Here is a 20,872-nt window from a genome sequence, read left to right on the forward strand (position 1 = left end):
GACCAGCCGCGGGCGGGTGCCCGGCCCCCGCCCGCGTTTTCACGGAAAACGATGAGCAGCAGCGAGATCGAGCGCGACGACGACGAAACGCTGATGATGGCGCGCCCCGAGGCCGGCGACACCCAGTCGCCGCTGCAGGGAGGCGCGCCCGGGGCGCCGGCGGCGGGCGCGGGGTTCGCCTCCAAGCTCCGCCGGCTGGGGAGCGAGTCGCTGATCTACGGGCTCAGCTCGGTGCTCGGCCGCTTCCTCAGCTACGTGATGCAGTTCATGTACGTGGGCTACTTCAGCACGGCCGACAACGGGGTGCAGAGCGCCGTGTACACCTACTCGCCCATCCTCGGCATCGTGTTCCTGCTGGGGATGGACGTGGCCTACATGCGCAGCGCCGCGCAGGTGAAGGACCGCCCGCTCGAGGAGCGGCAGCGCGCGTTCAGCATGACCTTCGCCATTGTCGCCGGCGCCGGCGCGGTGGCGATGGTGCTCGCCGCGCTGGCGGCGCGGCCGCTGGCCGACGCGTTCAAACTTCCCGTCACCGGCTTCCTCTACCTGCTGGCGATCGTCTACACCGACTCGCTGATCGCCGTCCCCTACGCGCACCTGCGCATGACCGGGCGGGCGATGCGCTACGCCGTGCTGCGCCTGCTCTTCGTGGGCGTCAGCGTGGCGCTCAACATCGTGCTGATCGCGGTGCTGCGCTGGGGGGTCGACGCCGTCTTCCTCTCCAACCTGATCGCCAACCTCGTGGTCCTGGCACTGTTCACGGGGGAGATCGCGAAGCTCTTCCGCCCGCGGCTGCTGCGCGGGGCCGAGTGGAAGCCGCTCTGGCACTACGCGCTGCCCATCATGCCCGCCATGTTCGCGGTGATGGTGGTGGAGAACGGCGACCGGATGGTGCTGAACTGGCTTCCCGAGCGCGTGTCCAAGGCGGTGTACCACATGTCCACCAAGGACGTGTTGGGGATCTACAACTTCAACTACAAGCTGGGCGTGGCGATGCTGCTCGTCGCCCAGATGTTCCGCATGGCGTGGACGCCGTTCTCGCTGCAGCACGGGCGCGACCCCGACGCCCCGCGCCTGTTCTCGCGCGTGCTGACGGCGGTGATGCTGGTGTGCTCGGTGGCCTTCCTGGGGCTGGCGCTCTTCGTCCCCTCGCTGGTCGGCATCCCCGCCATCTACCGCTGGCCCACGTCGCCGGCGTACTGGCTGGGGCTGTCTATCATGCCGGTGATCCTGCTGGGCTACGTGTTCAGCGCCATCTACGCGGTGGTCACGGCGGGGCTGTACATCGAGAAGAAGACGGGCGTGCTCCCGTGGATCGCCGGCGCGGGCGCGGCCATCAACGTGGCCATCTGCGTCGTGGCCGCGCGGCACTCGATGGTGGCCGTGGCGTGGGCCACGCCGGCGAGCTACGCGCTGATGGCGGCGCTGGGCGCGTGGCAGGGGAACCGCGTCTATCCCGTGCCGTGGGAGTGGCTGCGGCTGGCGCACGTGGGCGCCATCGTGACCGCCATCTTCTTCGCGGACCGGTGGCTGGCGGGGCACGGGTGGGGCGCGACGGAGTGGCGGTCGGTGGGGGTGAAGCTGCTGCTCCTGCTGGCCTTCCCCGCCCTGCTGGCGCTCACCCGCTTCTTCCGCCCCGGCGAGCTCAAGGCCATGCGCCGCCTGGTCCCCATCGGCCGCAAGCCCGCCGCCGCCTGAGACGGTGTTGTCGGGGATCCCGGGACACACCGGATGTCATCCTGAGGGAGGCGCCGCGCCGAACTTTCCATCGCGTCACTGGTCGGCGCCGACCGAAGGATCTACTCGCGCCCGCGCACAGGCCTGCGCGTTCGAGCCGACATCCAGCCGGCCATGCAAGATCCTTCGGGCGCGCAGGGGTTCGCGCGAACGCAATCACGGTGCTCCGCGCCCTCAGGATGACATCCGACGAGCGCGGCTCGTCGGTTCAGCAACATCCTCAAATATCCACGAGTTCACGCGGAGACGCGGAGGAAAGCACATCTCCTCCGCGTCTCCGCGTCTCCGCGTGAGCTTTCGTTCCAGGCGTTCATCGACGATTCCGCTGCAGGCCTGTAACGGACGGATGATCTCCATCTTGAAGCGAAAGATCGGGAGAGTGTCAGCATCGGCAACCGGCTGCCGAAAGCCATCATTGATGAAGATTGTCGGATAACGTAATCCTCCTCTCACGCACTCCAATCCAGAGCCAGCGCCGCCCGTCCCCGGGTCCGCGACGGCTGGCCCGACCCCGGCACTCGCCGGAGCGCATCCCGATCCTCCCGGCGCTGACGCAGAAGGCTCGCGTTCCCATGAGAAGCGACCAGCCCCAGTTCTTCTTCGCGCTGCTCGACGCGGAGTTCTTCGAGAGCTTCGACCGCTACCGCCCGGGCGACGAGTACGAGCGGGTCGTCCGCGAGCACCTGGACGACGGCTGGGTGATCGCCCGCGGCGGGTTCTGGTCGAACTGCCAGCCCATCGGCGCCGAGTACCGGACGCAGGGGTGGAAGATCCACCTCTCCGCCGCCACGGAGACCGCGCCCGAGGTGCTGGCGCGCGCGCTTCCCGTGCTGGCCGAGGCGCGCGTGCCGTTCAAGTTCTGCTCCGACGCGCGGATGCTGGAGCTCTCCACCAGCAAGAACTGGCCGCGCACCGGGGCGGCCAAGTTCATCACCGTCTATCCCGAGTCCGACGAAGACTTCCCCGCGCTGGCCGCCCGGCTGCACGAGGCCACGGAAGACCTGCGCGGGCCGTACATCCTCTCCGACCGGTCGTATCCCGGCAGCCGCGTGGTCTTCTACCGCTACGGCGAGCACCGCGGCGTCCCCTATCTCGACGCCGAGGGGCACCAGCACCGCGCCATCCTCACCCCCGAGGGCGAGCGCTACTCCGACCAGCGGCAGGCCATCTACCGCGTCCCGCCGTGGGTCGCCGACCCGTTCGGCGCGCCGTCGAAGGAGCGGCGACAGGAGGTGTGGCTGCGCGACCGCTACCGCGTGACCGGCGCGCTGCGCTACTCGAGCGTGGGCGGGATCTACCTGGCCGACGACACGGAGACGGGCGAGAAGGTGGTGATCCGCGAGGCGCGCCCGCTCCTCAGCCAGCGCGGCGACGCCACCGACGCGCTGGGGCTGCTGGAGAAGGAGGCGCGCATCCTCCGCAGGCTCGGCCCCACCGGGCTCCTCCCCCGCTTCGTCGACCTGTTCCAGGAGTGGGAGCACAGGTTCCTGGTGCAGGAGCGGCTGCAGGCCGAGTCGCTGTGGGGATACGCGATCGGCTTCCTGTACGCCGAAGATCGCGACCGCACCCCGGCCGAGGCGTTCGGGATGCTGCGCGACACGCTGCGCGGGCTGATCGAGGGGCTGCGCACGATCCACGCGCACGGCGTGGTGCTGCGCGACATGACCAAGACCAACGTCTTCATCACCCCCGAGGGGAAGCCAAAGTTCATCGACTTCGAGCTGGCGTACGAGACCGACCGCGACGACCCGCCGCTCCCCGGGTGGACGGTGGGCTACGCCTCGCCCGACCAGCTGGCCAACCAGCGCCCGCGCCCCGAGGACGACTACTACGCGCTGGGCTCGCTCCTCCTCGACATGCTGGCCTTCACCGCCTCGGGGCTGCCGCTGAACCGCGGCGGGATCCTGCAGGCGCTGGAGATGGTGCTGCGCGAGCAGAGGCTGCCCCCGGTGCTGAAGGACGTGGTGGTCGGCCTCACCGACCCCGATCCCGCGCGCCGCTGGGGGCCGGACCGGGTGCTTGCCACGCTCGACGCGGTGCGGATGCCCGCGAGCCGGCCGCGCCCCGCCTCCGCGCACCCCGCGCCGCCGCCGCGCCGCGCGCCATCCCCCGCGCACGTGCGGGCCATCGAGGAGACGGTCGCCGGCGTCGCACGCTACATCGAGGCCAGGCTCGACTTCCGCCGCGGCGACCGGCTGTGGCCCGCGTCGGGCGAGCTCTTCGTCACCAACCCCGTCTCCCTGCAGCACGGCGCCGCCGGCACCGCCGCCTTCCTCCTGCGCGCCACCGGCCGCGTCCCCGAGGGCGTGCTGGACTGGATCGTGGCCCGCGCGCGCCCGAAGACCTGTCCCCCCGGGCTGTGGGCGGGGCTGGCGGGGGTGGCCACCTTCCTCTTCGACGCGGGGAGGGACGAGGACGCGAAAGCGCTGCTGGAGGCGTCGCGCGGGTCGCCGCTCATCCACGAGCAGCCGGGGCTCTACTACGGCGCGGCGGGATGGGGATTGGCCAACCTGTACGCCTGGCTGCGCACGGGTGAGGAGGCGTGGCTCGACGAGGCGCTGGAGACGGGCGAGCGGTTGGTGGAGTCCGCCCGCGAGGTGCCCGCGGGGGTGTGCTGGGACTTCAACGGCGTGGCGCACCTGGGCCTCGGCTACGGGACCAGCGGCGTGTGCCTGTTCCTGACCTCGCTGAACGCCGCGGCGCCCGGCTTCCGCTTCCTGGACGCGGCCGAGAAGGGGCTGGACTTCGAGATCTCCGAGGTCCGCATGGTGGCGGGGCGGCCCTTCTGGTTCCCCAACGTCGACGCGCGCGTGGACGCGCCCAAGAGCCCGCACATGCGCTTCGGCTCGGCGGGCGTGGGCAGCGCGCTGCTGCGCTTCTGGGCGGCCACCGGCGAGCCGCGCTTCCGCCGCTGGGCCGACGCCTGCGCCTGGGCCACCTGCGACCGGCTGACCAACAAGACGTGGCACGACTACGGCCTGGCGGGCTACATCGAGTACCTGCTCGACATGCACCGCTTCGCCGGCGGCGAGCGCTACCTCCACAACGCCTTCCGCGTGGCCGAGGCGCTCCTGCCGCACCGCATCGCCCGCCCCGAAGGGATCGCCTTCGCGGGGCCGGAGCTGATGCGCATCTCCTGCGACTTCGGCATGGGCGCGGCGGGGATCGGCACGGTGCTGCACCGGCTGCTGAACCCCGCCGCGCCGCGTGCCTTCTTCCCCGACGAGCTCCTCCTGGCCGACGCCGCCGTGGCCGCGCCCGTGCGCCGCGAGCCGGCGCTGGCGGGATGACCGGCGGATCCATCACCGCGGAAGATCTCCCTCTCCCCCGCGAAAGGAGGCGTCCCGGGCACCGGGCCCGGGGCAGCGGAGTGCGGAAGACCGGCGGAGCCGGCGCGCGGCCGCGGTGCGCGCACGGAGACCCGCCGGGAGCGCCGTTCCCACCACGGGACGGGCGCCGTCGTGCGAACCCCCAGACCCCAGAGGTGACGCATGTATCACGTGTTCGATCCCTTCCAGGAGAACGTGCTGGACCTCCAGTCGTTCGACGAGGCCGACGCCACCGCCGCCGAGTGCCTGTCCATCGCCAGCTGCGTCTCGGTGCCGAGCTGCGTGTCGGTCCCCAGCTGCCTGTCGCTGCGGAGCGGCGTGTTCGTCGCCGACCCGGCGGATCCGATCGGGGTGGGCGGCCGGTGAAGCGAGGCGTTCCCCGCGCGCCGCGTCGAGGCGGAGGCGGGGAAACGCCGGAAGCAGGCCGGAAGCAGAAAGGGCCGCGGGGAGGCGCGCGAGCGTGTCTCCGCGGCCGCATCACCCCCCATCACGGCGAGGTGAGGCATGCACTCTCCGTTCGACCCCTTCGCGGAGAACGTGCTGGACCTCCAGTCGTTCGACGAGGCCGACGCCACCGCCGCCGAGTGCCTGTCCATCGCCAGCTGCGTCTCGGTGCCGAGCTGCGTGTCGGTGCCCAGCTGCCTCTCGCTGCGGAGCGGCGTGTTCGTGGCCGATCCGGCGGATCCGATCGGGGTGGGCGGCCGGTGAAGCGAGGCGTTCCCCGCGCGCCGCGGCGAGGCGGACGCGGGGAATCGCCGGAAGCAGAAAGGGCCGCGGGGAGGCGCGCGAGCGTGTCTCCGCGGCCGCATCACCCTCCATCACGGCGAGTTGAGGCATGCACTCTCCGTTCGACCCCTTCGCGGAGAACGTGCTGGACCTGCAGGGCTTCGAGGAATCGACGGAGGTGGCGGCCGAGTGCGTCTCGGTCACCAGCTGCATCTCGATTCCCAGCTGCCTGTCGGTGCCCAGCTGCGTCTCCGTCCCCAGCTGCGTGTCCGCGCGCAGCGGGTTGATCGTGGCGGAGCCGTTGCCCGTCGTCCCGTCCGGCTGGGTGTAGCCCGAAGCCCGCGGCGATGGCACACGGCGTCACGGCCGCGGAGACACGCCCGTCTCCGCGGCCGCATCGTTTTCTCGGTAGATGAAGAAGCGAGGCCCGTCCGCGGTCACCGCGCGGGCGGCGCCCCCCTGCCGCGGGGATGGCGGGGAGGTTCCGTGGAGGAGGGCGCGCGGCGTCCGGCCGCGGCCAGCGCGGCGTTGCGGAACCAGTTGAACACCAGCGGCTCGAAGCCCAGCAGGCGGCGGATCTCCCCCGGCCGCAGCGCGAAGATGCGCACCAGCTGGTTGCTGAGCACCGTCACGTCCGAGTATCCCAGCGCCAGCGCCAGCGGCTGCAGCGGCCGCGCGCAGTTGCGCTGGAGATGCAGCGCCACGCGCAGCGCCCGCGCCATGTTGAGCCACGCCCGCGGCGGCGGCAGGAGGAGCCGCTGGAAGTGATGGCGCCAGGTGCGATCGGCCACGTCCGCGTGCCGGGCCGTCGCGGACGCGAGCGTGCGGTGGCGCATCGCGATCTCCATCACCACCCGCACCTCGGCCTCGGCGCGGGGGCTGGCCAGGAGGCCGGCGTCGAGCGCCCAGCGCAGCACGTCCGTCTCCAGCCCCACCGGGTCGGTGAGCTGGCGGCGGAGCACGGCGGGGTCGGGCTCGGGGCCGGCCAGCACCGCCCGCACGCCCAGCGCGGCTGCGTCGCGCCCCAGCTCCACGAAGTCGTCGGGCCCGGCCGCGCGCGCCCACAGCACCAGCGGCGACGCCGGAGACGCCCGCCGCAGCCGCGGAACCGCGTCGGCCACGCGCGCCCAGTCCTCGTCCAGGGTGGAGAGCTGCACCGCCACGAGCGTGCCTAGCGGCCACGTCTCTCCATCGCTTGTGACGCTAAAGGACTTGTGCGGTGGCGGGGAGCAGTACAGGGAGAGGGCCATCCGCCGCTCCTCCGCTATGGAGTAGATCGTCTATGATAGCTCGAAATCAGCAGATTCTACAAGCATTTCGTCGCATGGACGGCTCCCAAATCCACTCGATGCATATTAGGTCTGGTGACGTGTGTTTCTGTCTTCTCCCTCGCTTTCCGGAAAAAACGAGCCCCCCGCGTGAGACGCATTTCGGGAGATTTGGAACCCCCGGCCGCGGGAGATGTAAGCGGTTTCAGGAAAACTCCGCGCCCGGGGGTAGACAGATCCTGACGTTTGCCTTAGATTGTGGGGCAGCGAAGAACACCGGGCGCACGATTCGCCCGGGCCAGTGTGCGACAAGGACCTGGACGCTTCATTCGTCCCGGTCCTTTTCTGTTATTCGCGAGCGCCCGCGGCGGGGGGCGATTTTGCCCGCCTAAGGAAGACGGTCGGCTGGTACGGATCTACCCGGGCCTCGGCAGTCTACACCAATGCAAGGAGTTTCGGAGATGCGTACCACCGGCACCGTGAAGTGGTTCAACGACACCAAGGGCTTCGGGTTCATCACCCCCGAGGACGGCTCGAAGGACTGCTTCGTGCACCACAGCGCCATCCAGAGCAGCGGCTTCCGCTCGCTCGCCGAGGGTGAGCGCGTGGAGTTCGACATCGTGCAGGGCGCCAAGGGCCCCGCGGCCGAGAACGTCACCCGCCTGGGTTAATCCCCGCGCGGACCTGACGGTCTGACGTCGAACCGAAAAGCCGCCCCGATCGTTCGCGATCGGGGCGGCTTTTTTTGCTGCGTTGTAGCCTGATGCTGTCATCCCGAGGGCGCCGCTCCGGTTCGGTGTCTGCGCCCGGCATCCGCGCGGGATGGGAGACACCCTGCCCGCCCGGCGCGGAGGCCCTCTCCCCCCGGCCCCCTCCCCCAAAACCGACTGGGGGAGGGGGAGACCTCAGCGCACTCAAAGACCTCGGCCGCCGACGGAGAAGCGCCCTGCCCGCCCGGCGCGGAGGCCCCCTCCCCCGGCCCCTCCCCCGCTGCCCAGGGGAGGGGAGCACTTCGATCGCGGGGACACCATGTCGTGCTGTCCCCTGTTCCCTCATCCCCATCACGCCCGCATCGCGCGGCGGATGCGCTGCAGGAGGATGGGCATGCTGAAGGGCTTGGCCACGTGGTCGAATGCGCCCTCCTCCAAGGCCTGCACCACCTCGGCCTCGTGCGCGCGCGCCGTCAGCACGATCGCCCGCGTGCGCTCCAGCAGCCGCTCGCGCGCCAGCGTGCGTAGAACGGCGTGGCCGTCGATCCCCGGCAGGTCCACGTCCAGCAGCACCACGCGCGCGCGCAGTCGCGGCCGCGAGCCCGTCAGCAGCTGCATCGCCTCGCGCCCGTCGGCGATCCAGCGGCTGCGCCAGCCGCGCGTCTCCAGCGCGTGAAGGAGGAGACGGGCGAGCGTGGGGTCGTCCTCCACCACCAGCACGTCCACGTGCTCGGCCGCTTCGGGGCGCTCCGCGCTCCACCCGGCCGGAAGGATGCGGTCGCGGCCGGCTTCCTTGGCCTGGTACATGGTGGCGTCCGCCGTCCTGTACAGCGCCTGCAGGTCGCCGCCGTCCATCGGGTACTGGGCGACGCCCGCGCTGAACGTCACCCGCAGCGGCTCGGCGCCGGGAAGCTCGAACGGCTCGTCGCGCAGCACCTCCAGCACCTCGGCCAGGCGCTGCACGCCGTCCTCCTTGTCCATCCCGTACATCGCCACCAGGAACTCCTCGCCGCCCCAGCGCGCCACCACGTCCTCGGCGCGGAACGAGCGCTCCAGCAGCCGCGCCACGCGCCGCAGCACCTCGTCCCCCGTCCCGTGGCCGTGGCGGTCGTTCACCTGCTTGAAGTGGTCGAGGTCCAGCAGCGCCAGCGAGAACGGCTCCTGCTGGCGCATCGCCAGGTGCAGCAGCTGCCCCATCAGCTCCTCGCTCCGCCGGCGGTTGGCGACGCCGGTGAGCGGATCCGTGTCCGCAAGCGCGCGGTGGAGCTGCACCCGCTCCAATCGGTTGGTGATGCGGGTGACCAGCTCGGGGCCCACGATCGGCTTCATCACGAAGTCGTCGGCGCCGGCGCTGAACACCTGCTGCACCGTCTCCGGCCCCGCGCGCGCGGTGAGGAAGACCACCGGCGTGGCCCCCCAGCGCGGGTCGTTGCGCAGCACGCGGCACAGCTCCAGCCCGTTCACCCGCGGCATGTCGATGTCGAGCACCACCACGTCCGGGCAGGTCTCCTCCAGCATCTCCCAGAAGCGCAGCGGGTCGTCGAGCGTGTTGACGTCGACGCCGGCCGGCTCCAGCAGCGAGGAGACGGTGGCCAGCACGAGCGGGTCGTCGTCCACCGCCAGCACGCAGGTGTGACGGTCGCGGCCGCGGTGCAGCACGCCCTCCACCGCGTCGACCGCCGACGCGGGGGGAACGGGCTTCTGCAGAAAGCCGACGCCGCCCAGCCGCGCCACCTCCACCCGGTCGGTGAAGGAGCCGCGCGCGGTGATCACGACCACGGGGACGCGCGGCGTGCGCGCGGAGAGTTCGGAGAGGAGCTGCAGCCCGCTCTCCCCCCGCTCGAAGGAGAGGTCGAGGAGCACGGCCGCGGGGCGCTCCTCGGCCACCGCGGCGCGCGCCTCGGCCACGCCGGGGGCCGAGCGCGCCCGCATCCCCCGCCTCGACGCCTCCATCACGATGCGCTCGGCCAGCTCGTGGTCGTCGTCCACCACCAGCAGCAGCGGGAGCACGCGCTCGGCCGACGGGGAGGGGGAGGGAGAGGGAGACGGCGTCCGCGCCGGGGACGCGGAGGCGGGCGGCTTCTCCAGCTCGCGGCGGAGAGCCACGGCGAGATCGGTCAGCTTGAGCGCCTCGGCCTGTCCCACCGGCGCGCTCCCCTGCAGCAGGATCTCGATCTCGCGCGCCAAGCGCGACCCGTGCGCGAAGCCGAAGGTTCCCACCGAGCCGGCCAGCTTGTGCGCCTCGCGCTCGGCGTGGCGGCGGCGCGCCTCGTCCAGCCCGCCCTCGAGGATGGCGGCGGCCGCGGATTCCACCGCGTCCACGCGCTCCATCACCGCGCCGCGGAAGCGCTCCCACGCCTGCCGCACCGCGTCGGCCAGCCCGGCGCGGCGCGCATCCCCATCTCCCTGCGTCTCGTCGGTGGACGCGGGAGCGCCGAGCACGGACGCGGCCTCGCGCACCAGCGCCTGGCGGTCGAGGGGATGGAAGAAGATGCGGGCCACGCCCAGCGCGTCGAGGTCGGCGCGGGTGAGCGAGGCGCGGGTGCCGCGCTCCAGGCAGAGGAAGACGGGCGGATGCTCGGCGGCCCCGCGCAGCAGGTCGTGCGCGGGGCCGCCGGGGATGGCGTCGTCGAGCAGGAGGAGCGACCACCCGCCGCGCGCCAGCCCGGCGCGCGCGGCGGCCGCGTCGGGCGCGGACTCGAACGTGACGCCACCGAGCTGGCGCGCCAGGAACCCGGCCAGCCCGTCGCCGAAGCCCGCCACCAGCACGCGTGCGGGCGGCGCGCCGCGGTCGGTCACGCCGGCCACCCCAGCGCGTCCGACACCTGCTTCGCCAGCTCCATCGGGTCGAACGGCTTGGAGAGAACACCCGCCACTCCGAGGCCCTCGAAGCGGCGGCGGTCGGCGGGCTGCACCTTGGCGGTCAGCAGGATGACGGGGATGTCCCTGGTGGCGGGGTCCTCGCCCAGGCGAGCGGCGGTGGCGGGGCCGTCCATCCCCGGCATCATCACGTCCAGCAGGATGGCGTCGGGGCGGTGCTCGGCGGCCAGCCGGATCCCCTCCTCGCCCCCGGCGGCGGGGATCACCTCCCAACCCGCCACCATCTCCAGCGACATCTGCGCGACCTCGCGGATGTCGTCCTCGTCGTCCACGATCAGGATGCGTCGGCTCATTCTGCGTTGCGCGGTGCGAAGCGCGGGCTGAAAAGCAGATACGTCGCCACTCCGGCGATCCTTCGTCCGCCGTGCGGGAACAGGGGAAACGCGTCCCGTGTCCACCCCCACGCGCGTTCCTTGCGCCGTTGCGCGCGTCCCTTACAGGCAAGTGTTGCGCCGAATCAACGGCTCCCCGTCATCTCGATCAAAAACTTTCCACAAACATTGTACATCGACTGTACAGAAGCAAGACGCGGAGCGCGCGAGCTCCTCCGCGTCTCCGCGTGAGAACCTGGCGATCTATCCCCGCGCGCCGTCCGCGGGTACGGCGGGACGACCGTCTCCCTCGCCCGCCAGCAGGGCGAGGATGCGGCGCTCGAGCTCGGCGGGCTCGATGCGGCTCTTGGTGAGCACCTCCACGTCGGCGCGGCGGAGGCGCTCGCGGCCGGGCTCGTCCAAGTCCAGCGCGGTATAGGCCACGATGGGCACGGTGCGCAGCCCCTCGTGCTCGCGGAAGCGCTCGGCCAGCCAGTAGCCGTCGCCCTCGGGGATGGCGATGTCGAGCACCACCGCGTCGGGGCGGCGCCGGCGCGCGGCGGTCCACGCCGCCTCGCCCGTCCCCGCCACGTCGGTGGCCACGCCCTGCCGCTGGAAGGTCTCCGCCAGCACGCCGGCCAGGTCCTGGTCGTCCTCCACCACCAGCACGTGCTTGCGCCCGTCCGGCTCCGGCGCGGGCTCGGGATCGCCCGGGCGCGGCGCGGGCAGCACGGCGGCCGGCTCCTGCGCGGGCATCGGCAGGGTGAAGGAGAGGGTGCTCCCCTCGCCCAGCTCGCTGTCCGCCCAGATCTCGCCGCCGTGCTGCGAGACGATGGTGCGGCAGATGGCCAGCCCCAGCCCCGTTCCCCCCTTCTGCCGCGAGTCCGACGAGTCCACCTGCTGGAAGCGCTCGAAGATCGACTCCAGCCGGTCCTCCGGGATGCCGCGCCCGTGGTCGGTCACGCGCACCAGCGCCTCGCCGTCCGCCGGCTCCACGGTGATCTCCACCGTGCCGCCGGGGTTGGAGAACTTCACCGCGTTGGAGATGAGGTTGGTGAGCACCTGCAGGATGCGGTCGGGATCGGCCATCAGCGACACCGGCTCGGCCCAGACGTACAGCTCCACCCCGGCGCGCTCGGCCATCGGCAGCATCACCTCGGCCGCGTTCTGGACCAGCTCGGCCAGGTTCACCGGCCGCGGCTCCATGGCTACCTTGCCGGACTCGATCCGCTCGATGTCGAGGATGTCGTTGATCAGGCGGATCAGCCGGTCGGTGTTCTGCACCGCGATCTCCAGCATCCGCTGGCCGCGCTGCGGCACCTCGCCCGCCTTCCCCGCGGCCAGCAGGCCCAGCGAGCCGCGGATGGCGGTGAGCGGCGTGCGCAGCTCGTGCGAGACCACGGAGATGAACTCGTCCTTCATCCGGTCCACCTCGCGCCGCTCGGTCACATCGCGGAAGGTGACCACCGCGCCGGCGATGCGCTCCTCCTCCACGATCGGCGTGCAGGTGAACTCGACCGGGAACCGCCGGCCGTCCGCGCGGCGGAAGGATGCGTCGCGCACGGTGCGCGGCTGGCCGGAGAGGAGCGCGGCGCGGATGGGGTCTCCCCCGCTCTCCGAGGTCAGCAGCGTGGCCTCGTACGGCCGCCCGGGAAGGTCGTCGGGGGCGTAGCCGAGCATGGCCGCGGCGGCGGGATTGACGAAGGTGGTGTAGCCGTGCGCGTCGAGCCCGTAGATCCCCTCCGCGGCGGCGTTGAGGATGAGCTCGTTCTGCCGCGCCAGCCGCTCGGCCGCCTGCCGCGCCAGGATGCGCTCGGCGGCCTCGGCGGTGAGCATGCGGTTGGCCTCGCGCAGGCGCGCGGTCCGCCGCAGCACCAGCGCGCCGGCACCGGCGGCGACGAGGACGGCGAGGACGCCGCCGCTCAGCAGGAGGAGGCTGGTGCGCTGCTCCAGCGCCCGCGCGCGGTCCGCCCGCATGCGCAGCAGGCGCGATTCGGTGACCGCCACCTGGCCGAGCGTGGCGCGCAGGCTGTCCGCCAGCGCGCGGCGCGCGTTGAAGGCGGCCGGGTCGGACCCCAGGCGGCGCGCCTCGGCCACGGAGGCGGAGTCGGTGCCCGGCGAAACCACGGTGCGCGCCTGCATCTCGCGCCAGCGCGCCGCCAGCGCGGCGATCCGCGCCAGCCGCTCCTGCTGCGGCGGGTTGTCGCGCGTCAGACGGCGGGCGCGCGTGCCGTGCTCGTCGAGCGCGCGGGCGGCGGCGCGCCAGATCTCCTGGTAGCGCGGCTCGCCGGTCAGCACGAAGCCGCGGTAGGCGCTCTCCATGTCGGCCATGGCCGCGCGCATCCCCTCGGCCTCGGCCAGCACCTCGTAGGTGTGCAGGCTCCAGCGGTTGGCGCGCGACAGCTCCTCGAACCCCGCGTTGGCCAGCCCCAGCAGCACGATCAGCAGCAGCACCAGCGCCACGAACACCGCCGCCAGCCCGGCGTCGGGGCGTGCGTTGCGCGGAGACGGGGCGCGCGGCGGTGCGGCGGGATCGCTCAACGGATCGGCTCTCGCGTGTTTTGTGTCGATAAAATCCGTTGAAAACGAAGGATTCGCCCGCTAAGGCGCAAGGGGTACGCCATGAACAGTGAGTGAGACATTCAATCGGCAAAGGGGACGAGTGGAGCCTTCTCCCTACCCTGATCCACGGCCGATTCGAACAGCCCGGCACAGAGCACGGGCGGGTAAACCCGCGGCTGGAACGTTGGGAAGCCCGCTGCGCAGGCTGCGGATCCAGCGATCGCGCGAGAGGCGATCCCCCGCGCCGCCGCCTCGTCGGCGAGCAGGTGAAGCCTCGCGCGGTTTGCGAGGCTTTCCAATGTTCCAGCCGCGGCTTCAGCCGCCCGTCACCGGAGCGAGCCGCCCGCATCGCGATGAAGACGCGGCGCGCCCGTCCCGGTGGACGGGCGCGCCGCTGTCCTTCGATCCAACGCAGATCTATCAGCTTCCGCCGAGGCGGCCGGAGACCAGGTCCACGCCTTCCTGCGTCAGCGCGTACTGTTTCCGCGCCTGGCGGGTGGTGCCCATCTTCTTCTTCTGCACCATCAGCGGCGGGCGGGCGCGCAGGTTGGACTCGATGGCGCGGGTGATGTTGGGGACCGGCAGGCCGTTCTTCTTCAGCTCGGCGTTGATGGCCTGGCTGGTGACGGTGCGGTCGGGCCGGCCGCGGGCCAGCACGTAGGCCCCCAGCAGCGCGCGCTCGGCCATGGTCTCGGGCTTCCACTGCTCGATCAGCGACGAGATGCCGCCGCCGGCCCGGCGGGCGCTGGTGCTGCCGCGGGGACGGCCGCGGCGGCGCGGGGCCTCTTCGCCCGCGGCCTCGCCGTCGTCGGCCTGCGCGCGCGCCGCGGGCCCACGCGCCGCGCGCCCGCCGAAGGCACGCTCCAGGAGGATGTCTCGCGCGCGCTCCTTCAGGACGGGATCGTAGCTGGAGATGGTGGCGTTGATCTCGTCAAGCAGCGCCTTGACTTCCTGCAGGTCGTCCATGTGCTCTCCGGGGTCTCGGTTGTCGTGCGCAAAGGCGCATGGGCGCGCCGCGCGGACCGGAATGGTGACGGAATGGGGTCATGAACTGCAATGTTCCGGTGCGCACAACATCTAATCCCCCGCTTGTACCGCCGTCAAGTATTCTCTGTATGCCTCCGGTCCGAACGCGCAGATGATCACCTTCCGCGGATGCGGGTTGCGCGCGAGAAAGTCGCGCGTCTCACGCACCGCAATGCGCGCCGCCAGATCCAGTGGAAAGCGGTACGCGCCGGTGCTGATGGACGGGAACGCGACCGTATCCAACTCCCTGAGAGCGGCGATGTTGAGCGAATTCCGCCACGCCGAGGCAAGCAGCTCGTCCTCGCCCTTTCCCCCGCCCTGCCATACCGGGCCGACGGTATGGATCACCCACCGCGCGGGGAGCTTATATCCGCTGGTGAGCCTGGCCTGGCCCGTCCTGCACCCGCGCAGCATCCGGCACTCCTCCAGCAGCTCGGGGCCCGCGGCGCGGTGGATGGCCCCGTCCACGCCGCCGCCGCCCAGCAGCGAGGTGTTGGCCGCGTTCACGATGGCATCGACGTGCAGCTTCGTGATGTCGCCCTCCACGACTTCGATGCGGTCTTTGAGCGATGCGTCCATGACGGGTGCAAGTTGAGGGAGATGTGGAGAAATGCGCGTGAAATCAGGATTCGCCGCGCGGGCAGGTTACCGAAATCTCACGCGGAGCCGCGGAGACGCGGAGAACCCGGGTGTGCTCATCCGCATCTCGGCGCGCGCGACGAATCTCCGTCTCGACGGACGTCAGGCGGCGCGGGGATGCGAGCGCAGCTCGAGGCCGCGCGTGGTGAGCAGCGCGGCGCCCTGCTTCGTCCAGCGCGCCAAGCTCTCGGCCTCGTCCTCCAGCCCCAGCCCCCACGTGGCGTCGGTGACGACGGTGACGGGGTAGCCGCGCAGCGGGTCCAGCATCCCCTCCACCGCGTTCTTCACGCACACGTCGCGCGCCACGCCGGCCACGTAGATCTCGATCGCCCCGCCGAGCCGAGCCGCCAGCTCGCGGAGGAAGGCGTCGCTCGCGGGGTTGCCGGTGAAGACGTCGAAGCGGTTCTTGTGGATGAACACCGGCCGCCGCTCCGCCACCGCGCGGCGCGCGACCTCCCGCGCGTCGTCCTCGGAGGTGCCGCGCTCCAGCACCAGCGCGCCGGCGGGACGGATCGACGGGTGGATCTGGGCCCCCTCGCGCTCCGCCGCGTCGGGCGACAGGCCCATGCAGTGCGGCGGATAGGTGCCCTTCGTGGCGTCGGGGGCGACGGTGTCGATTTCCTCGTCGTCGTACGAATGCCAGTCGCCGGTGAAGACGACGGCGTCGCACTCGGCGCGCATCCACTCCACGGCGCGCCGCAGCGCGGGCATGATCTGCGTCGCGCCGGGATCCTTCCCGTCGTCGAAGAGGTTGTGCACGTACAGGCGGCCGCTCTGCTCCGGCGGCAGCAGGAAGTCGTTCTGCGCGTCCACCACCCATCCGACGCGCGCGATTCTATCCGTCATGGCTGTCTCTCTTTCCTCTAAAGTCGGCGGCATCGCATGCCGCGGCTACAGATTCCTCGGGCTCACAACCATCAGTGCGACCGCGACTTCCGTGTGCTCGCCCGCGGAATGACAGATTATTGGGTCGAAGCTTAAAGCCTGTCATTCCGAGGCCGCTGCGCCGAATTCGATCCCACACCATCGCCGGGCGGCCGAGGAATCTGTGACCGCGTCCGCGACGCACTCTCCCCCTCGCGCCTCAACCCGGCAGCACGCGCGACCAGTCGACCGCGACGAGCCGCGGGTTCTCGCGGAAGGTGCGGCCGATCTTGCCCTCGGGGCGGTCGTCCACCTTCACCAGGTCGGCGGTGAAGTCGAAGTCGTTCAGCAGGCCGCTCGACGCGTCGCTGTGGCCCAGCAGGCTGCTCCCCACGCCGTAGGCGACGACGGGAACGCCCTCGCCCTCGAAGCGTCGGATCTTCGACGGCGTGAACCCGCCGCTGGCCACGATCCCCACGTAGCCGAACCCCTCGGCGTCCAGCGCCGCGCGGATCTTCCGCACCAGGTACGGGTTGACGCCGGTGAGCCGGGCGCGCCCCCACACCTCGGGATCGCCGATCAGCGACTGGTCGATCAGCCGCTCGCTGGTGTCCACGCGCACCGCCCGCAGCATCCCGTCGCCGAACTCCGCCCGCAGCGCCCGCGCGACCGCGAGCGAGGTGGCGACCGCGTCGTTGTCGTAGTCCACCAGGCTCATCAGCGCCACGCCCGGCTCCTCGTCGCGCAGGTAGCGCGCGAAGGCCGTGGTCGCCGCCACCGTGTCGCCGTCGAAGGCGGCGATCATGGCGTGCGGCATCGTTCCCACCCCGCGCGCGCCCCACCATGCGCCCGCCGCGTCGCTGGACACGCTCTCCGCGCCGCCCACCTGCGCCGCGTAGCCGTCGGGCGTCTGCACCCGCCAGTCGTCGTGGCGCGGCGCCATGAAGATCACCGGCTTCCCCGCCGCCGCCTCCACCACGATGCGCGTGTTGCTGGCGATCAGCGAGCGCCGCGCGAGGACCCCCAGCACCGGCGTCTCCAGGTGCGCGAAGCCGCGGTAGCAGCCGGTGACGTGCATCACCGGCTCCCACGCGTCGCTTCCGGCGCGGTTCACGTCGTCGCCCTCCAGCAGCGTCTCGATGCGCAGGTCGCGCGGGTCGTATCCCGGCGCCAGCTGCGTCTGGAACAGGCGCACGGCCTCGTACACGCCGGCCAGCACGCCCGCCTGCTTGGCGAAGATCTGCATCGTCACCACGGGATCCTTCTCCGCGTGCCGCAGCGTGTTCGCCGTGCGGACGAAGTAGCGGTCGCTGAGCCACCCGGTGCGGATGCGCGGGTCGAACTGGAAGAGCTCGGCGGTGAAGCGTCCCAGCCCTTCGTGGAGATGCTCCCTGCGCTCCGCGGCGTCGCGGGCGGGAGGACTGTCGATCATCCGGTCTGCTCCGATAGCATTCTCAAGACGAGAACGATCTCGCCGGGCGTACGATAGGGCGCGCGGGCGGGTGCGTCAAGCTTCGTCTCCGTCCGTCGGCTCGAGCGGGAGGAAGGGGAGGCGGAGCGAGGGATCGAGCCGCGCGCGCACGATCCCCGGGCGGAAGCGGAAGAGCTCGGGCGCCACCCCCGGCTCGCCCGGCGCGCGAGGGCGTCGCTTCCCCGTCCCCACGACGATGCGCGGCGTGCGCGTGTTGCGCTCGCCCTTGGTCTCCGCCACGGCGCGGCGGAAGTTGGCGCGGTGCAGCGGGCGTCCGGAGATGGCCTCGCAGGCGGCCTGCAGCTCGTCGAGAGTGAACTCGTCGCCCGCCAGCGCCTTCAGGGCGGCGGGGATGTACTTGATCTTGCCGCGCAGCCGCGCCAGCGCGTCGCCCAGGATGCGGCGGTGGTCGAAGGCCATCTCCCGCCCGAAGCCGCCGGCGTCGCCGAGCGGCCGCCCCCACCGGTCGCGCCGCGCCTCGGCCAGGAGCCCGGCGTCGAAGAGAAGGCGCCGGCGCTCGGCCACGCGCTCCTCGTTCCACTCGCGCATCCCGAAGCCGTACGCGTAGTCGATGCGCTCGCGCGCGTCGGCCCCCGCGCGGTCCGCCCAATCTCCCAGCGCCCCGAGCACCTCGCGCGCGGCGCGGCGGCCCTTTTCCTCGCGGAGATCTTCCCAGGGGAGATACTGGTAGACGTCCGCCCACTCCGCGCCCGTGACCTCCTCCTGCTGGGTGACGAGGCCCGCGGGGCGCGGCAGGAGCATGAGATACGCGTTGGTGGCGACGCGCGCGCCGGTGCGGACCCACTCCCCCGTGGCCGGGTCGGGATGGCCGGCGTACTGGCGGGGATCGCGCCCGTCCTGGGTGTAGCTGCCGAGCGGCTCGAGATAGTCGGGCTCCTCCACCCCCGTCTCCTCGTGCAGCTCGCGGAGCGCGGTCTCGCGCGTCGTGGGATCGGCGTCCCACTCCAGGAAGCCGCCGGGCCAGGCGTCGAGCCCACGGAACGGCTCGCTCCCGCGCACCACCACGAGCGCGCGCAGCGAGGCCGCGCCGCCGCGCCACTCCAGCGCCAGCGCCACCGCGTCGCCGGTGACGGCGTAGTGCGGATACTCGCCCGCGTCGTAGCGCAGCGCCCACTCGGGAACGCCTCTGCCCTGCCCTTCGCGCTCCTCCACGCTTCCCCCTCCTCCTCTCCCGTGCGGACGGCCGGGCCGGAGAATGCGCCGCCCCGGGGGCGTCCGTCAATCGCCGCGCGCGACCGTCTCCGCGGCGGCCGCGTCCGTCCGTGTTTCGGCGAGGCGGCGGGCGTAGCAGATGGTAGCAGGATGGTCACATTCCCATAACTGCAACAAACGGCACAAGCAGCGCTCCTACAAGTGTTTGCTTGCGCAGGGACTGGACGAAGTGCAAGCTACACCAGCGCCGTGTCTTCGGCGTTCGCAGTGCTCTCCACGGCGTGGTACCGCGCACCGCCCCCCGGTGCGGCCCGCCGGTCCGGCAGGAGGAGACGCGCACCATCCCCGCCCGTCTGTCGTGGAGCGGGCCGTCCCCAACGGCCACCGGGAGCCTGCAGGCCTCTCGCAGCAACCGCCCCGCCACGCCGGCGAGGGCGGACACCCGTTCGCAAGGACGAGCCCATGCGTTTCCACCGGCCCCACCGTCGCCGGACCGGCGCAGCGGCCGCCGCGCTGCTTGCGCTGGCGGCTGCCGCGTGCACCGACCGGGCCAACCCCGTGGCGCCCACGCCGCCCGGGCCCCAGCCCGGAACCCCGGGTGCACCCATCAACGTCCAGGCGCTGCAGTGCACCGGCGACCGCGCCGCGCTCAAGGTCACCTGCGCGCCGGCCACCCCGCAGGGAGGCGGGTCGGCCGACATCATCGTGGGGAACCAGAGCGTGTACGTGCAGGTGAGCTCGAGCAACGTGGCGTACAACAGCGGCACCGGCCAGTTCACCTTCAACGTGACGGTGCAGAACCTGATTCCGCAGCCCATGGGCACCATCGACGGGACCACGCTGGACCCCGCCGGCGTGCGCATCTTCTTCTCGTCGGGCCCCTCCGTCACCGGGGGAACCGGCGTGGTTTCGGTGGTCCCCGACGGCTTCGGCACCTTCACCGCCGCCGGGCAGGCCTACTACCAGTACAACCAGGTCCTCCCGCAGAACACCACCTCGTCGCCGAAGACGTGGACGCTGATCATGCCGCCCACGGTCAACACCTTCGACTTCGTGCTGTTCGTGAACGCGCCGGTCGAGTATCCCAACGGCTACATCTCGCTCGACGGGCAGCTTCCCGACTACGTGTTCGGCAACCTGCACCCCTCCAGCACGCATCCGCTGACGGCCGTCTCGCGGAGCGCCGTGGGGAACCCGGTTGCGGGAACCACCATCACCTTCGGCACCACCAACGGCGGCTGCGCCACGGTCGACGGCTCGGGGGTGGTGACGGGGGTGCAGTTCGCCACCTGCTCGATCAACGCCAGCGACGGGACGCGCGCGGGGAGCATGGTGTTCAACGTCACCGGCACCACGCGCAACTGGACCGGCACCACCTCCACCAACTGGAACGTCGGCACCAACTGGGGCGGCGGGCTCGTGCCGGTGTCGGCCGACTCGGTGACCGTTCCCTTCCCGCTGGCCAGCGGCAACTTCCCGGTGCTGACCTCGGCCGTCACCATCTCCGACGTGACGGTGGCCGACCAGGCCACGCTGAACGTGGCCACGTTCGTCCTGACCTCCACCGGGAACGTGGGTACCGGCTCCACCGTGGGCTCGGGGATCCTGGCCGGCGTCGGGGGCTCGGTCACGCTGTCGGGAAGCGCCACCAAGACGATCCACGGGCGCTTCCCCAGCGTGCTGGTGACGGGGACGTACGCGCTGAACGGGAACTACTTCGGCGTGGCGCCGGAAACGGTCGACTCGGGCTCGCTCGAGACGGACGGGTACGAGATGGACATCAACGCGCAGTGAGCGCGCGACCGAAAACTTCACCCGGAGACGACACCAGATGAGGACCAGGACTTTGGCCGCCGCGGCCCTTGCCGCTGCCCTCCTCGCTCCCGCCGCCGTACCCGCCCACGCCCAATCCGGCGTGCTGCTCAGGCTTCGCAGCGGCGGCAACGAGCGCTTCCGCGTGGACAGCTCGGGCGCGTTCCTGGCCCGCGGCTTCGTGCGCGACGTGGGCAACACCACCGGCTGCGCCGCGCAGCATCCCACCGGCGGCGGCGCCGGCACCTTCTTCTTCTGGCACCCCTGCCGCGGCTCGGTCCGCTTCGGGCGCGTCCCCACCGCCCAGACCAACTGGGACGACGCCAACATGGACGACTTCACCTTCGCCGGCGGCAACCAGGTG

At 71.8% G+C, this 20,872-nt stretch carries 17 protein-coding genes; 8 read left to right on the top strand and 9 right to left on the bottom strand.

What is annotated here, in order from left to right; genetic code table 11:
* The first annotated feature begins 51 nt into the window (after nucleotides 1–51).
* The 5 genes from VF092_26090 to VF092_26110 all read left to right on the top strand — a co-directional run bounded on the left by VF092_26090 (nucleotide 52) and on the right by VF092_26110 (nucleotide 6,123).
* Nucleotides 52–1,698 carry a lipopolysaccharide biosynthesis protein gene (locus VF092_26090; protein HEX6750784.1) on the top strand — a complete coding sequence of 549 codons (1,647 nt, stop codon included), beginning with the start codon at nucleotides 52–54 and terminating at the stop codon, nucleotides 1,696–1,698.
* 611 nt (nucleotides 1,699–2,309) lie between these two features.
* Nucleotides 2,310–5,027: a class III lanthionine synthetase LanKC gene (lanKC, locus tag VF092_26095; GenBank protein HEX6750785.1), complete on the top strand. Its 2,718-nt coding sequence runs from the start codon at nucleotides 2,310–2,312 to the stop codon at nucleotides 5,025–5,027.
* A 201-nt stretch (nucleotides 5,028–5,228) separates the two neighbouring features.
* Nucleotides 5,229–5,432 (top strand): hypothetical protein, encoded by a 204-nt coding sequence (locus VF092_26100; protein ID HEX6750786.1) that lies wholly within the window; start codon nucleotides 5,229–5,231, stop codon nucleotides 5,430–5,432.
* A gap of 138 nt (nucleotides 5,433–5,570) precedes the next feature.
* Nucleotides 5,571–5,774, top strand: coding sequence for a hypothetical protein (locus VF092_26105; GenBank protein HEX6750787.1), 204 nt, complete (start codon nucleotides 5,571–5,573; stop codon nucleotides 5,772–5,774).
* Nucleotides 5,775–5,901: 127 nt separating this feature from the next.
* Nucleotides 5,902–6,123: a hypothetical protein gene (locus VF092_26110; protein ID HEX6750788.1), complete on the top strand. Its 222-nt coding sequence runs from the start codon at nucleotides 5,902–5,904 to the stop codon at nucleotides 6,121–6,123.
* A gap of 106 nt (nucleotides 6,124–6,229) precedes the next feature.
* Here the strand turns inward: VF092_26110 and VF092_26115 are convergent, their stop codons facing one another.
* Entirely contained in the window at nucleotides 6,230–6,949 is a 720-nt protein-coding gene (locus VF092_26115; GenBank protein ID HEX6750789.1) for a helix-turn-helix domain-containing protein, read from the bottom strand.
* Nucleotides 6,950–7,521: 572 nt separating this feature from the next.
* On the opposite strand from VF092_26115, the gene VF092_26120 reads away from it, so the two are divergent.
* Complete coding sequence (locus VF092_26120) at nucleotides 7,522–7,731, top strand: cold-shock protein (protein ID HEX6750790.1); 210 nt, start codon at nucleotides 7,522–7,524, stop codon at nucleotides 7,729–7,731.
* 390 nt (nucleotides 7,732–8,121) lie between these two features.
* Here VF092_26120 and VF092_26125 read toward each other — a convergent pair whose 3' ends face one another.
* From VF092_26125 to VF092_26160, 8 genes are all read right to left on the bottom strand, one after another.
* Nucleotides 8,122–10,578 (bottom strand): response regulator, encoded by a 2,457-nt coding sequence (locus VF092_26125; protein ID HEX6750791.1) that lies wholly within the window; start codon nucleotides 10,576–10,578, stop codon nucleotides 8,122–8,124.
* Nucleotides 10,566–10,943, bottom strand: coding sequence for a response regulator (locus tag VF092_26130; protein ID HEX6750792.1), 378 nt, complete (start codon nucleotides 10,941–10,943; stop codon nucleotides 10,566–10,568). The genes VF092_26125 and VF092_26130 overlap by 13 nt, the downstream gene beginning before the upstream one ends.
* A gap of 282 nt (nucleotides 10,944–11,225) precedes the next feature.
* Complete coding sequence (locus tag VF092_26135; GenBank protein HEX6750793.1) at nucleotides 11,226–13,502, bottom strand: ATP-binding protein; 2,277 nt, start codon at nucleotides 13,500–13,502, stop codon at nucleotides 11,226–11,228.
* Nucleotides 13,503–13,943: 441 nt separating this feature from the next.
* The gene (locus tag VF092_26140) at nucleotides 13,944–14,489 is read right to left on the bottom strand and encodes a hypothetical protein (protein ID HEX6750794.1); all 546 of its coding nucleotides are present in this window, start codon (nucleotides 14,487–14,489) and stop codon (nucleotides 13,944–13,946) included.
* A 111-nt stretch (nucleotides 14,490–14,600) separates the two neighbouring features.
* Complete coding sequence (locus VF092_26145; GenBank protein ID HEX6750795.1) at nucleotides 14,601–15,128, bottom strand: O-acetyl-ADP-ribose deacetylase; 528 nt, start codon at nucleotides 15,126–15,128, stop codon at nucleotides 14,601–14,603.
* Between the two features lie 162 nt (nucleotides 15,129–15,290).
* The gene (locus VF092_26150) at nucleotides 15,291–16,034 is read right to left on the bottom strand and encodes a cysteine hydrolase family protein (GenBank protein HEX6750796.1); all 744 of its coding nucleotides are present in this window, start codon (nucleotides 16,032–16,034) and stop codon (nucleotides 15,291–15,293) included.
* Between the two features lie 238 nt (nucleotides 16,035–16,272).
* Nucleotides 16,273–17,484, bottom strand: a complete 1,212-nt coding sequence (locus VF092_26155) for a hypothetical protein (protein ID HEX6750797.1) — start codon at nucleotides 17,482–17,484, stop codon at nucleotides 16,273–16,275.
* Nucleotides 17,485–17,559: 75 nt separating this feature from the next.
* Nucleotides 17,560–18,696 carry an NUDIX domain-containing protein gene (locus VF092_26160; protein HEX6750798.1) on the bottom strand — a complete coding sequence of 379 codons (1,137 nt, stop codon included), beginning with the start codon at nucleotides 18,694–18,696 and terminating at the stop codon, nucleotides 17,560–17,562.
* A 462-nt stretch (nucleotides 18,697–19,158) separates the two neighbouring features.
* On the opposite strand from VF092_26160, the gene VF092_26165 reads away from it, so the two are divergent.
* Nucleotides 19,159–20,490 (top strand): hypothetical protein, encoded by a 1,332-nt coding sequence (locus VF092_26165; GenBank protein ID HEX6750799.1) that lies wholly within the window; start codon nucleotides 19,159–19,161, stop codon nucleotides 20,488–20,490.
* A gap of 37 nt (nucleotides 20,491–20,527) precedes the next feature.
* The coding region (locus VF092_26170) for a hypothetical protein (protein HEX6750800.1) at nucleotides 20,528–20,872 on the top strand (345 nt) is incomplete at its 3' end.

Source organism: Longimicrobium sp. (assembly GCA_036377595.1).
In the GTDB taxonomy this organism is placed as follows: Bacteria; Gemmatimonadota; Gemmatimonadetes; order Longimicrobiales; family Longimicrobiaceae; genus Longimicrobium.